We start from the raw sequence: 12,558 nt of genomic DNA, 5'->3' as shown, positions 1-12,558 counted from the left end.
CAGTCTGCCTACCCGATGTGCCTTCAGACAGGCTGATCACGCCATGGCGTTCCATCACGCACCATGGCATTGAGCCTCACCAGCAGCACGCGCATGCATGCCACCAGCGCTACTTTTGCTGGCTTACCGCTCGCGCGCAGCCGGGCCCATCGCGCTTTAAAATCTGGATTCACGCGTGCCATCACCAAGGTGCACATGTAGGCCGCACGACGCAGTTTCGCCCGGCCGCCGTAGACATGGCGCTTTCCGTTTTTGGTCCCACTGTCGTTGTTGTAGGGCGCCACACCCGCCAGGGCAGCTACTTGCGCACGGTTCAGATCACCCAGTTCCGGCAGATAGCAGAACAGACTGGCAATGGTGACGTTGCCCACACCCTTGATCTCGCTCAAGCGTTCGAATAGGTCTGCATCGACACGGCGACTCTGCTCAGCGATCTGTTCATCGCATGCCTTGATCAAGACGCGTAATGTCGATTCGAGCGTTTTATAGTGCTCCAGCACAACAGGCAGCGAGGCCTGCTTGATGCGGCGACGATTGTCATCGCGTTGCTGGACCAGCTATCGCGCTGATTGACCAGTTCGGTCAGGTGCTCGCGAGCCTCGTCAGGTACAACGAAATGCTTGTCCTCCAAGGCGGAGGCAAATAAGGCTAGCATCCGTGCATCGATAGGGTCAGTCTTGGCTCGCTTGCCCATGGCTAGGGCGAATTGACGTGCCCGGGCAGGATTGATTCGCTGCACTTTCAAACCGGCCTTGGCCAGCAACCGGATCGACAGCTTTTCGTAACCGCCGGTAGCTTCGACCAGCACACGCTCGACCGCATGGGCTTTGAAATGTTGGGCGATAACTTCGAGCCCTGCAGCATCATTGGTCACGCAAAGCTCGGAGGCCTCGGGATACAGGGCCACTTGCAAGGTATTTTTGGAAACATCGATTCCGGCATAGGCAGACATGAGTAAAGCCTCTAGTCTTGAAGATGAGAGGTCGCTCTGGCCTGGCTCACGCTTGTTGTTCGAGGTCGGACTCAGTCAACTGTTCGAGCTTGAGCCAGAGCGAGAAGAGTGGACGGCAGCTCGGCTCCTACCCGTGCTCATGGCACCGCGAGCTAGCAGCTTGCCGTCCACCCCTCTCACCTAACACCTTACCTCTTGCGAAGACACAAGCGGGCTTGCCCCGCGATCAAGGGCGAAGCCCTTGCCAGGCGACAGTGATATCGGGCCCGACCTAATCGCGGGACAAGCCCGCACCCACAGGAGGGCAGCGCTAACCCATGGTTCTCTGCGACAGCGCAGCCCGAAGGGCGGGTAATCTTCAATAGAACTGCGCCAAGCCGCCGTGCCTGTCTCCTGGGCAAAGCCCCAGCGCTTTTCCTCAGCCCCCTCCCTTTTTGCCACTGTTGTACCCAACCTTTTTACGCCTGCGATATTGTCCAAATAAACAAAAAGTCCATAATGGAAAAAATAGTTTATCTGGAGTCTCGCATGACCGCGCCCCTCGTCGTCGATCAACAACACGCACGCCAATTGCTCGCCCAGGTGGATGTTCCACACATCCTGCGCAACCTGTTCCGTGACCTGGCCGCCGGCCAGGCGGTACAGCCGCCCCAGCAACTGGTGGAGTTTCCGGCTGGCCGGGGCGACTTCATCAACTATGGCGGCGTATTGGCCACGGAGCGGGTCTACGGGGTGAAGACCTCGCCCTATATCGTTCGCGACCAAGGCCCCCTGGTCACTGCCTGGACCCTGCTGATGTCCATGGACAACGGTCAACCTCTGATGCTCTGCGACGCCGGCGAACTGACCACCGCACGCACCGCCGCCACCACTGCCGTGGCCATCGACGCCCTGGCCCCAGGCCATGCCCGTCGCCTGACGGTGATCGGCAGCGGCCCGATCGCCCGCGCTCACCTGCACTACGTGCGCGGCCTGCGCGACTGGCAGGACATTCGCCTGTATTCCCCCAGCCTGCACCAGCAGAGCGCGGCGCAACGCGAACAACTGGCCAGCCTCGACAGTCGCCTGCAACTGCTGGAAAACCTGGATCAGGCCCTGGACGATGCCGACGTGATCATGCTCTGCACCTCCTCGGCCGTGCCAGTCATCGACCCACGCACGCTGAGCAAACCTGCGCTGATTACCTCGATCAGCACCAATGCCGTGCGCGCCCATGAAATCCCGCCAGCCTGCCTGGCCGAGATGGATATCTACTGCGATTACCGGGTAACCACCCCCGCCAGCGCGGGCGAAATGCGCATCGCCGCCGAACAGTTGGGGTGGCAGGCAGATGCGATCGTCGGCGACCTGCCGCAACTGCTCAGTGGCAAGGCCCCCGTGCCCGCCTACCAACGCCATGCCTTCTTCCGCTCCATCGGACTGGGCCTGGAGGACATTGCCCTGGCCAATGCGCTGTATCAGTTGCTGCGCGAAGCCTGAGGAGAACAGCATGCAGACTGCCGACTACATCATCGTGGGCGCGGGTATCGCCGGCGCCTCCACCGGCTACTGGCTCGCGGCCCATGGCCGCGTGCTTGTGCTCGAGCGCGAATCCCAGCCCGGCTATCACTCCACCGGCCGTTCGGCGGCGCTCTACACCGCCGCCTATGGCACACCCCAGGTACGCGCCCTGACCCTCGCCAGCCGCACCTTTTTCGATCATCCGCCCAGTGGTTTCGCCGAGCACCCACTGCTCACCCCGCGCGGTGAGATGACCGTGGACTTCAACGGCGACCCCACCGAACTGCAACGCCAGTACCTCAGCGCCAAAGCCTGCGTGCCCGAATTCGAGCTGCTCGATGCCGACCAGGCCTGCGCCCGCCTGCCGGTGCTGCGTCGGGACAGGGTCCATGGCGCCCTCTACGACCCGAGCGCCAGCGACATCGACACCGATGCCCTGCACCAGGGCTACCTGCGGGGCATTCGCCGGCAGCAGGGCGAGGTGCGCAGCGATTGCGAGGTGCAACGTATGGAGCGTGACGCCCAAGGGCTGTGGCAGGTGCATACCAACCACGGCAGTTTCAGCGCTCCAGTGCTGATCAACGCCGCGGGCGCCTGGGCGGACCATATCGGGATGTTGGCCGGCGCTCGCCCCCTCGGCCTGCAACCCAAGCGCCGCGCTGCCTTCATCTTTGCCGCCCCCGAGGACGTCGACTGCCACCACTGGCCGATGCTGGTCAGCCTCGATGAGTCCTTCTACATGAAGCCGGATGCCGGCATGCTGCTTGGCTCTCCCGCCAACGCCGACCCGGTGGAGCCGCACGATGTACAGCCCGAAGAACTCGACATCGCCCTAGGCATCTATCAAATCGAGGAAGCCACCACCCTGCGCATCCGCCGCCCTACCCGCACCTGGGCCGGGTTGCGCAGTTTCGTTGCCGACGGCGACCTGGTCGCCGGCTTCGACCCGCAGGTACCTGGGCTGTTCTGGGTCGCGGGCCAGGGCGGCTACGGCATCCAGACCTCACCCGCCATGGGCCAGGCCAGCGCCGCTCTGGTGCGTGGCGAGGCGCTACCAGAACACCTGCATGGCTTTGGCCTGACGGCCGCCATGCTGTCCCCGGCGCGTCTGTCGGGATGACGCGCCGCCGCGATTGCGGCACACTCGCTGCGCCCTGGCCGCAGGGCGCTGACACAACCTGGAGCCTGCCTCAATGCCATCCCCTCGCCCTGACCCGGCCCTGGACAACTACCGGGCCATCGCCGATGCCATCGCCACGCTGTTCTTCCCCCATGCCGAAGTGGTACTGCACGACCTGCGCACGCAGAAGATCGATTACATCGCCAACAACCTGTCCAAGCGCGAGATTGGCGACGATGCGGCCCTGGAAGACATGCTCGAACACGGCACCGATGAAACCAACATCGGCCCTTACGAAAAACTCAACTGGGACGGGCAGAAGATCCGCTCGCTGAGCACCGTGTTGCGCGATGCCGCAGGCACGCCCCTGGCAATGCTGTGCATCAACCTGAATATCTCACTGTTCGAGAACGCCAAGGCGGCGCTGGACCTGTTCCTTTCGCCCAGCCGCTTGATTCCCCAACCCGACGCGCTGTTTCGCGACGACTGGCAGGAACGCATCAACACCTTCCTCAACGGCTGGCTGCGCCAACGTCAATTGAGCCTTAACCTGCTGACCCGCGATCACAAGCGCGAGCTGGTCCTGGCCCTGCATGCCGAGGGCGCCTTCAAGGGCAAGAGCGCGGCCAACTACGTGGCCAACGTGCTGGGAATGGGACGGGCGACGGTGTACAAGCACCTGAAGGAGCTGAAGGCCTGAGCGGTCAGGCCTTCATTGACGATTGCCGGGCCTGTTTCAGTCGCCGTAGATATCCGACTTGAAGTACTTGGCCTGGATCTTCTGGTATTCACCATTGGCACGGATGGCATCGATGGCGCTATTGAGCTGGCTCACCAGTTCGGTGTTGCCTTTGCGCACTGCGATCCCGGCACCTTCACCGACGTACTTGGGGTCCTTCAGCTCCGGCCCTACGAAGGCAAAATCGGCGCCACGAGGCATTGACAGGAAGTCCTCCAGGGGAATGGTATCGGCAAAAATGGCATCCACACGCCCGGACGCCAGGTCCATGTAGATCTCTTCGTTGTTGCTGTAGCGGTTGACCTTCACCCCCATCGGCTCGAGCACTTCGGTGGCGTAGCGGTCGGTGGTGGTGGCACGCTGCACGCCGATGGTCTTGCCCTTGAGGCTCTGGTATTGGTCATCGACCACCGCCCCTTTCTTCATCACCAGACGCGATGAGGTGAAGTAGTACTTGTGGGTGAAGTCCACCGATTGCTTGCGCTCTTTGGTGATGGTCATCGACGACAAAGCCGCATCGATCTTCCTGACCTTCAACGAGGGGATCAGCCCGTCGAACTCGACCTCGTGCCAGACACACTTGACCTTCATCTGCGCGCACAGGGCATTGCCGATCTCGTAGTCGAAGCCCACGATTTCGCCCTTGTCGTTTTTCGAAGCAAATGGCGGGTAGGCGGCCTCGATACCGATACGCAGGACGTTCTCGGCAGCGTACAGGTTGCTACCGGCCAACAGGCCCAGGGCCAGACCACTGATCAGGGTGAGCTTTCTCATGGGGGATCTCTCTCGCTCGTTATTGGAGGTGTGGTGCAAGACAGAGGAAAAGTGACAGGCGCAAGGCTGCCTGGAATCATTTTGTACTTATGATTCCATACTGGACTTTTTTGTATAGAAACTCAACTACCAACCGCAACGTACGGCAAGGGCAGGCTGGATGCCGGCCCGCCCATGCCCGGCCGGTTCACCAGCGACCGGCAGCGTCCTGGTCGCTCTGCTTGCCGTCCACCCAACGCGGCCCATCCTGGGTGTCTTCTTTCTTCCAGAACGGCGCCCGGGTCTTCAGGTAATCCATGATGAAGTTACAGGCGTCGAACGCCGCCTGACGGTGGGCGCTGGCCACGCCGACGAAGACGATCGGCTCGCCCGGCTGCAGCGAACCGATGCGGTGCAGCACCTCGACCTTGAGCAACGGCCAGCGCTGCTCGGCCTCGACGACGATCTTGGCCAGGGCCTTCTCGGTCATGCCCGGGTAGTGTTCGAGGAACATCCCCGCCACGTCCTGGCCATCGTTGAAATCGCGCACGTAGCCCACGAACGCCACCACCGCGCCGACGCCAACGTTGGCGGCATGCATGGCATTGGTTTCCACGCCGGGATCGAACGCCTGCTGCTGAACCCGAATACCCATGGTCAGCCCCCGGTTACCGGCGGGAAGAACGCCACTTCGTCCCCCTCTTCAACCGGCTCGTCGGGCTTGCACAAATCCTGATTGCGCGCGCACATCAGGTTCTGGTCCGCCAGCACCTCATACTGCCCGCCCTTGGCCACCAAGGCCTGGCGCACATCGTCGAGGCTTTTGAACGTGCCTTCGAGCGGCTCGCCGTCAAGGCCCAGCAGTTCACGATAACGGGCGAAATACACCACCTGGACCTTCATCACGCCTCCACCTGGTAATGGCCACTCTTGCCGCCGATTTTCTCCAGCAGGCGTACCTGCTCGATGACCATGCCCTTGTCCACCGCCTTGCACATGTCATAGATGGTCAGCGCGGCGACACTGGCGGCGGTCAGCGCCTCCATCTCCACGCCGGTCTGCCCGGCCAGCTTGCAGCGGGCGACGATGCGCACCGCGTCAGCGCCTTCGGCATTGAGCTCGACCTTGACGCTGGTGAGCATCAGCGGGTGGCACAGCGGGATCAGGTCGCTGGTCTTCTTCGCCGCCTGGATACCGGCGATGCGCGCCACGGCGAATACGTCGCCCTTGGGGTGTTCGCCATCGACGATCATCTGCAAGGTCTGCGGCAACATGCGCACCCGCGCCTCGGCAACGGCCTCGCGCGCCGTCACGGCTTTTTCAGTGACGTCGACCATGTTGGCGCGCCCCTGGGAATCGAGATGAGTCAGCACTGCTCTGCTCCTGTGAAGGGAACAAAGAGTGTAAACCTGTAGGTCAGCTTTGAGCAGGGGAATGTGCCGAGCCAATACGCTGAGTCCCCTGTAGGAGCGGCCCTTTCGCGGCACGAGGTCGCTCCTACAAGGGGCACGCAATGAACAGGCAAAGGCCGGGCGGCGAACCGCCCGGCGGTGGGGTTACAGATGCGACTCGGCGTACTCGGCCAGCACCGAGCGCGGCACGCCCTGCAGGGTGATGTGAACGCCGTGGGGGAAGTCCTTGAAGCGCTCGGTGAGGTACGTAAGGCCAGAACTGGTGGCCGACAGGTAAGGGGTGTCGATCTGCGCCAGGTTGCCCAGGCAGACCACCTTCGACCCGGCCCCGGCACGGGTGATGATGGTTTTCATCTGGTGCGGGGTAAGGTTCTGGCACTCGTCGATCAGGATCAGGCTCTGCTGGAAGCTGCGGCCGCGAATGTAGTTCAGCGACTTGAACTGCAGCGGTACCCGCTCGAGGATGTATTCCACGCTGCCGTGGGTGCTCTCGTCATCCATGTGCAAGGCTTCGAGGTTGTCGGTGATGGCGCCCAGCCAGGGTTCCATCTTCTCGGCCTCGGTGCCCGGCAGGAAGCCGATCTCCTGGTCCAGCCCCTGCACGCTGCGGGTGGCGATGATGCGCCGGTAGCGCTTGCTGACCATGGTCTGTTCGATGGCGGCGGCCAGCGCCAGGATGGTTTTGCCGGAACCCGCGGCGCCAGTGAGGTTGACCAGGTGGATATCCGGGTCGAGCAGGGCGAACAATGCCAGGCTCTGGTGGATGTCGCGCGGTTTCAGGCCCCAGGCTTCCTGGTGCAGCAAAGGCTCCTGGTGCAGGTCGAGCAACAGCAGTTCGTCTTCACGGATGCCCTTGACCCAGCCGACGAAGCCCTGTTCGTCGATGATGAACTCGTTGACGTGCACCGCCGGCAGGTTGTCGGTCAGTTGCACCCGGTGCCAGGTACGGCCGCGCTCCTGGCGGGTCTCGACCTTGCTGACCCGGTCCCAGAACGAACCGGTCACCGAGTGGTAGCCCTTGGACAGCAAGGACACGTCATCGACCAGTTGGTCGGTGCTGTAGTCCTCGGCTGCGATGCCGCAGGCACGCGCCTTCAGGCGCATGTTGATGTCCTTGGTCACCAGCACGACGTCAAGGTCGGCACGCCGACTGCGCAGTTCCAAGAGCTGGTTGATGATGATGTTGTCGTTGAGGTTCTCCGGCAGCAGCCGGTTCGGTTCGTTGCGCGGGCTCATCAGGATCGACAGGAAGCCCTTGGGCCCGCCCTTGCCACGCTGGATCGGCACGCCCTGTTCGACATCGCTGGGCGAGGCATCACCGAGGGTCTGGTCGATCAGGCGGATGGCCTGGCGGCATTCGGCGGCGATGGTGTGCTTGCCGGTCTTGAGTTTGTCGAGTTCCTCCAGCACCGTCATCGGGATGGCGACATGGTGCTCCTCGAAGTTGAGCAATGCGTTGGGGTCGTGAATCAGGACATTGGTATCGAGCACATACAGGATTGGCTGGGTGGAGGAAGGGTTGCGTCCATGGTCATCCATACTCGGTCACCTTATGTGAAAGCCACACGACGCGTAAGGCTGCGCCGCAGAGTGACCGCCGTTCTCCCCGTATCCGCGTCGTTACGGGCGGGGAGCGCACCTGGCAAGGAGGGCCTGGATGACGCCACCTGTGCTGCAGGATTCGGCTGTCTGGTTCCTACATACCGCATAAATGATGACCAGAAAAAGTCTTTTTACGTTCAGTTGAAGTTTATTTTTCCGATTGATGTTCGGGGCTTGGCTTGAGGCCGGGACGGGTCTAGAGTCAAAGATCAAGCACGGCATAATTGCGCGATATACACCCGTTCCTACAGTGGATCTCTTACTCGCGCCGCCCGTATTCCAGGCAATCCTCCCAACCGATCCCGCTCTGCGCCGTACTGCGCAACAACCACTCCACTGCCGGCTGCGCCTTGGGTTGGCTGTCGTGCAACTGGATCACGCCCTTGCGCCACAACAACATCAAGGTCAGCACCCGCTGGGCCGAGGCCTGGGCGCTCAAGGCGCTGTCATCCTGGGCGTCGATGTCCCACAACGATACCTGCAGTTTCTGACGCCTCATGAACGCCTCGCCATCGGCCCTGCGCTGCCCATAGGGAGGTCGGAACAGCGGCACGTACTGTTCCGGCAGGTCTGCCTGGACCCGCGCCTGGGCTCGGCGCAGCGAGTCCTGCCAATCCTGCCACTGGGCATGGGAGCGGTATTCCCAGCCCTGGATACCCACGCATTGGCCGTCATAGAGTGCGCCGAGCGAGCCAGCCGCACCGGCGTCACGTCGCTGTTGCAGGCGGTTGCCGATGACAAAGAACAGGCCGCCAAGCTTCTGCCGGCGCAGGTAGTCGGCCAGCACGTCGGTACTGCCGCCTGCCGGGCCAGGGCCACCGACGAAGGTCAGCAGGAACATCCGGTCGTTGAGCTCGTCGCCATTGCGCTCGCGGCTGGAGACGCGGTCGATCTCGCTGCTGGTCTGGGGCGACACGGCCGCCTTGCGCAGCTGTTCGTCCAGGTAGCGACTATGGAACTGCCGGCTGGGCTCGATCCATGGCACATAGAATTCCCCCACGTCAGCGGCGAAATTGCCAGCCAGGGTGCGTAACTCGGCCATCGAGTCCAGGGGGTAGCAGAACGAGGCATCCTGCTCACAGCTTCGCTGGGCCTGTTGGTAGTTTTCCCACAGCCTCTGCCACATGCGCGCACGCACCGCGCGGACGGACGCCAGGTTGACCTGGCGCAGCTGCAAACGCGCCGCCAGCGCCGGCTCATCGAGCATTTCGCTTTCCTGCAGCACCTGGGCGAATGACAGGATCTCGGCGCGGGAGGCGACATCGAACAGCGCCGGGCTGTCCAGTTGCTCCGGCCACGAGCTGCGGTCCAGGCTGGCCACAGGTAACGGGGCGGCCTGGGCAGCCAGGCACAGCAGGGCCGTCAACAAGACGAAGGCAATACGCACGATCGGACTCTCCGCAGCATCATCACGCGCACTATAACGTGGCGCCCGTCGATGGTCCGCGACTATCGTCGCCATAGTTTGGCCTCGCTCGCGCCAACCCGTAGAATCGGCGCCGACGATTCCAGGAGCCGACCCGATGCTGACGGTGATTTCCCCCGCCAAGACCCTCGACTACGACACCCCGCCGGTGACCCAGCGCTTCACCCTGCCCCAGTACCTGGACGATTCCCAGGAGCTGATCACCCAGTTGCGCGAATTCACGCCTGCCCAGATCAGTGAGCTGATGCACCTGTCCGACAAGCTCGCCGGCCTCAACGCCGCCCGCTTCGGCAGCTGGACGCCGGACTTCACCCCCGCCAATGCCAAGCAGGCCCTGCTGGCCTTCAAGGGTGACGTGTACACCGGGCTCGATGCCGAAAGCCTCAGCGAAGACGACTTCACCTACGCCCAGGACCACCTGCGTATGCTCTCGGGCCTCTACGGCCTGCTGCGCCCGCTGGACCTGATGCAGCCCTATCGGCTGGAAATGGGCACCAAGCTGGCCAACGCCCGCGGCAAGGACCTCTACGCCTTCTGGGGCACACGCATCAGCGAATGGCTGAACCAGGCGCTGGCCGACCAGGACGATGACCTGCTGCTGAACCTGGCCAGCAACGAGTACTTCAGCGCAGTCAAGCGCAGCGCATTGAAGGCGCGGGTGATCGACGTGGATTTCAAGGACCTGAAGAACGGCCAGTACAAGATCATCAGCTTCTATGCCAAAAAAGCCCGCGGGATGATGAGCCGCTTCGTGATCCAGGAACGGATCGACGACCCCGAGCAGCTCAAGCGGTTCGACGTGCAGGGGTATTACTACAGTGCCGAGCAGTCGAAGCCGGATCATCTGGTATTCCTGCGGGATCACGCTGCCGATTGAAATGCTTGGTTAGGGATTCGTGGGAGGCGCACATCGAGCGCCGCCCACGCGGCGCATCGTGAGCTGCGCTCGGCCTCACAGGCGCCGAACCTCCCACGGCGACCAAGCTCGCATCCCCTCCTGCAAAAGACCATGCTTCATATTGCCACCCCGCCACGATCCTGACGCCAAAAAACCAGCACTCCGCCACTTATCGCAAAATGCCATAAGACCGTTCGTAGTTTTTTGACGTTTTTTGAAAAATTTTTTCAGATGCTGGCATAAAAACATCCCACCCCGATTTAGGCCTTTATATATAAGGGCCGCACCGACCCGTGCTATCAGATTGAAAGTATTTCCCATTGAAAAATATTTAGAAATCTTTCACCGGTGCGGAACCGACCTCGGAACTTCTGCTACCGGCAATGGCTCATAGGACCCGTAACGCATTTCCTGCGGCAGACGTGAGAAATGACTTACAGATGACAACCGGCCGGTATCCACTACCGGCTCCGATAACTTCGACAGGCGCAACGGTACCGACCGAAGGCCCTGTCCACGAAGGAGAGACGCGCCCCTACTAATCGTCCTAGTGGTTGATTTCATAGGATTTTTCCAATTGAAAGAACAAGCACAGCAGTATGTGAGTTAGCACACTGCAATAAAGACGGCTGCATTTCAGGGCACGCCTTTTAATTACTGGCCTTTGACTGCCAATAGTGAGTGCACAACTTTGCGCGCTCCGGATTTATTCATGCCTGCGTTCGGCGAACTGTGCATTCGCCCGGGAGCCGTGCGCCCGAAAACTGCTGGTCAATCAACCCGGTTCGGTTCTTCCCGGAGGAACCGACGTGATAAACACACGAGGTGAATACGATGCGTATCAGCATCTTTGGTTTGGGTTATGTGGGTGCCGTCTGTGCAGGTTGCCTGTCGGCACGGGGCCATGAAGTGATTGGTGTGGACGTGTCCAAGACCAAGATCGACCTGATCAACCAGGGCAAGTCGCCCATCGTCGAGCCGGGTCTGGAACCGCTCCTGCAGCAAGGCATCGCCAATGGCCGCCTGCGTGGCACCACCGACTTCGCCGAAGCCATTCGTGCCAGTGACGTGTCGATGATCTGCGTCGGCACCCCGAGCAAGAAGAACGGCGACCTGGGCCTTGAGTACATCGAGTCGGTGTGCCGCGAGATCGGTTACGTGCTGCGCGATACCGAGCGCCGCCACACCATCGTGGTCCGCAGTACCGTACTGCCGGGCACCGTCAAGAACGTGGTGATCCCGATCCTCGAAGACTGCTCCGGCAAGAAGGCCGGCGTCGACTTCGGCGTCGCGGTCAACCCTGAGTTCCTGCGCGAAAGCACCGCCATCGCCGACTACGACCGCCCACCGATGACCGTCATCGGTGAGCTGGACAAAGCCAGCGGCGACGTGCTCCAGGCCATCTACGAGGAGCTGGACGCGCCGATCATCCGCAAGCCGGTCGAAGTGGCCGAAATGATCAAGTACACCTGCAACGTCTGGCACGCCACCAAGGTCACCTTCGCCAACGAGATCGGCAACATCGCCAAGGCCGTGGGTGTCGATGGCCGCGACGTGATGGACGTGGTCTGCCAGGACAAGGTCCTGAACCTGTCCCAGTACTACATGCGCCCAGGCTTCGCCTTCGGCGGCTCGTGCCTGCCCAAGGACGTGCGCGCCCTCACCTACCGCGCCTCGAGCCTGGACGTGAAGGCACCGCTGCTCGACTCACTGATGCGCAGCAACGAGTCCCAGGTGCAGAACGCCTTCGACATCATCGAAAGCCACGACAAGCGCAAGGTCGCCCTGCTGGGCCTGTCGTTCAAGGCTGGCACCGATGACCTGCGTGAAAGCCCGCTGGTGGAACTGGCCGAGCGTCTGATCGGCAAGGGCTACGAGCTGAACATCTACGACCAGAACGTCCAGTACGCCCGCGTCCACGGCGCCAACAAGGACTACATCGAGTCGAAGATCCCCCACGTGTCGTCGCTGCTCAACGATGACCTGCAGCACGTCATCGACAACGCCGACGTGATCGTCCTGGGCAACCGCGACGAGAAGTTCCGTGCCCTCGCCCAGCAGGCACCGGAAGGCAAGCAGGTGATCGACCTGGTCGGCTTCATGACCAAGCCCACCTGCGGCACCAGCCGTACCGAAGGCATCTGCTGGTAACCGGC

General features: G+C 61.9%; 13 protein-coding genes. 5 read left to right on the top strand and 8 right to left on the bottom strand.

The features are described from left to right. Positions 1-23: 23 nt before the first annotated feature. Positions 24-458, bottom strand: coding sequence for a transposase (locus tag K8374_RS26290; RefSeq protein WP_318010859.1), 435 nt, complete (start codon positions 456-458; stop codon positions 24-26). Then, positions 455-952 carry an IS110 family transposase gene (locus K8374_RS26285; RefSeq protein WP_318010858.1) on the bottom strand — a complete coding sequence of 166 codons (498 nt, stop codon included), beginning with the start codon at positions 950-952 and terminating at the stop codon, positions 455-457. Before K8374_RS26285 ends, K8374_RS26290 begins: the two co-directional genes overlap by 4 nt. A 528-nt stretch (positions 953-1,480) precedes the next feature. On the opposite strand from K8374_RS26285, the gene K8374_RS03965 reads away from it, so the two are divergent. From K8374_RS03965 to K8374_RS03955, 3 genes are all read left to right on the top strand, one after another. Next, the gene (locus K8374_RS03965; RefSeq protein WP_224458011.1) at positions 1,481-2,431 is read left to right on the top strand and encodes an ornithine cyclodeaminase family protein; all 951 of its coding nucleotides are present in this window, start codon (positions 1,481-1,483) and stop codon (positions 2,429-2,431) included. 10 nt (positions 2,432-2,441) lie between these two features. Further along, a complete protein-coding gene (locus tag K8374_RS03960) occupies positions 2,442-3,572 on the top strand; it encodes an NAD(P)/FAD-dependent oxidoreductase (protein WP_224458010.1) in 1,131 nt (376 codons plus the stop codon). 73 nt (positions 3,573-3,645) lie between these two features. Continuing rightward, positions 3,646-4,272, top strand: a complete 627-nt coding sequence (locus K8374_RS03955) for a transcriptional regulator (RefSeq protein WP_043207432.1) — start codon at positions 3,646-3,648, stop codon at positions 4,270-4,272. A gap of 36 nt (positions 4,273-4,308) precedes the next feature. Here the strand turns inward: K8374_RS03955 and K8374_RS03950 are convergent, their stop codons facing one another. The 6 genes from K8374_RS03950 to K8374_RS03925 form a co-directional block, all read right to left on the bottom strand. Further along, positions 4,309-5,085 (bottom strand): ABC transporter substrate-binding protein, encoded by a 777-nt coding sequence (locus K8374_RS03950; protein WP_084857201.1) that lies wholly within the window; start codon positions 5,083-5,085, stop codon positions 4,309-4,311. Between the two features lie 187 nt (positions 5,086-5,272). After that, positions 5,273-5,719, bottom strand: a complete 447-nt coding sequence (gene moaE, locus K8374_RS03945) for a molybdopterin synthase catalytic subunit MoaE (protein ID WP_224458009.1) — start codon at positions 5,717-5,719, stop codon at positions 5,273-5,275. 2 nt (positions 5,720-5,721) lie between these two features. Continuing rightward, positions 5,722-5,967, bottom strand: coding sequence for a MoaD/ThiS family protein (locus tag K8374_RS03940; protein ID WP_224458008.1), 246 nt, complete (start codon positions 5,965-5,967; stop codon positions 5,722-5,724). Further along, positions 5,967-6,437 (bottom strand): cyclic pyranopterin monophosphate synthase MoaC, encoded by a 471-nt coding sequence (moaC, locus tag K8374_RS03935; RefSeq protein ID WP_224458007.1) that lies wholly within the window; start codon positions 6,435-6,437, stop codon positions 5,967-5,969. Before moaC ends, K8374_RS03940 begins: the two co-directional genes overlap by 1 nt. 183 nt (positions 6,438-6,620) lie before the next feature. Further along, a complete protein-coding gene (locus K8374_RS03930) occupies positions 6,621-8,015 on the bottom strand; it encodes a PhoH family protein (protein WP_224458006.1) in 1,395 nt (464 codons plus the stop codon). Between the two features lie 322 nt (positions 8,016-8,337). Continuing rightward, the gene (locus K8374_RS03925; protein ID WP_224458005.1) at positions 8,338-9,465 is read right to left on the bottom strand and encodes a polysaccharide deacetylase family protein; all 1,128 of its coding nucleotides are present in this window, start codon (positions 9,463-9,465) and stop codon (positions 8,338-8,340) included. A 136-nt stretch (positions 9,466-9,601) separates the two neighbouring features. Between K8374_RS03925 and yaaA the strand changes: the two genes are divergently transcribed. Both yaaA and K8374_RS03915 read left to right on the top strand, forming a co-directional pair. Then, positions 9,602-10,381 carry a peroxide stress protein YaaA gene (yaaA, locus tag K8374_RS03920; RefSeq protein WP_224458004.1) on the top strand — a complete coding sequence of 260 codons (780 nt, stop codon included), beginning with the start codon at positions 9,602-9,604 and terminating at the stop codon, positions 10,379-10,381. 855 nt (positions 10,382-11,236) lie between these two features. Continuing rightward, positions 11,237-12,553: a nucleotide sugar dehydrogenase gene (locus tag K8374_RS03915; protein WP_224458003.1), complete on the top strand. Its 1,317-nt coding sequence runs from the start codon at positions 11,237-11,239 to the stop codon at positions 12,551-12,553. Positions 12,554-12,558 lie beyond the last annotated feature (5 nt).

This window comes from Pseudomonas sp. p1(2021b) (assembly GCF_020151015.1).
Classification (GTDB): domain Bacteria; phylum Pseudomonadota; class Gammaproteobacteria; order Pseudomonadales; family Pseudomonadaceae; genus Aquipseudomonas; species Aquipseudomonas putida_K.
The sequence above is the reverse complement of the archived record's forward strand: the minus strand, read 5'-3'. Positions and strand labels throughout refer to the sequence as shown.

What these genes read in the sequence shown, in the direction of transcription:
- K8374_RS26285 (WP_318010858.1), bottom strand. Translation starts at nt 952, where the DNA reads ATGTCTGCCTATGCCGGAATCGATGTTTCCAAAAATACCTTGCAAGTG.
- K8374_RS03965 (WP_224458011.1), top strand. Translation starts at nt 1,481, where the DNA reads ATGACCGCGCCCCTCGTCGTCGATCAACAACACGCACGCCAATTGCTC.
- K8374_RS03960 (WP_224458010.1), top strand. Translation starts at nt 2,442, where the DNA reads ATGCAGACTGCCGACTACATCATCGTGGGCGCGGGTATCGCCGGCGCC.
- K8374_RS03955 (WP_043207432.1), top strand. Translation starts at nt 3,646, where the DNA reads ATGCCATCCCCTCGCCCTGACCCGGCCCTGGACAACTACCGGGCCATC.
- K8374_RS03950 (WP_084857201.1), bottom strand. Translation starts at nt 5,085, where the DNA reads ATGAGAAAGCTCACCCTGATCAGTGGTCTGGCCCTGGGCCTGTTGGCC.
- moaE (WP_224458009.1), bottom strand. Translation starts at nt 5,719, where the DNA reads ATGGGTATTCGGGTTCAGCAGCAGGCGTTCGATCCCGGCGTGGAAACC.
- K8374_RS03940 (WP_224458008.1), bottom strand. Translation starts at nt 5,967, where the DNA reads ATGAAGGTCCAGGTGGTGTATTTCGCCCGTTATCGTGAACTGCTGGGC.
- K8374_RS03930 (WP_224458006.1), bottom strand. Translation starts at nt 8,015, where the DNA reads ATGGATGACCATGGACGCAACCCTTCCTCCACCCAGCCAATCCTGTAT.
- yaaA (WP_224458004.1), top strand. Translation starts at nt 9,602, where the DNA reads ATGCTGACGGTGATTTCCCCCGCCAAGACCCTCGACTACGACACCCCG.
- K8374_RS03915 (WP_224458003.1), top strand. Translation starts at nt 11,237, where the DNA reads ATGCGTATCAGCATCTTTGGTTTGGGTTATGTGGGTGCCGTCTGTGCA.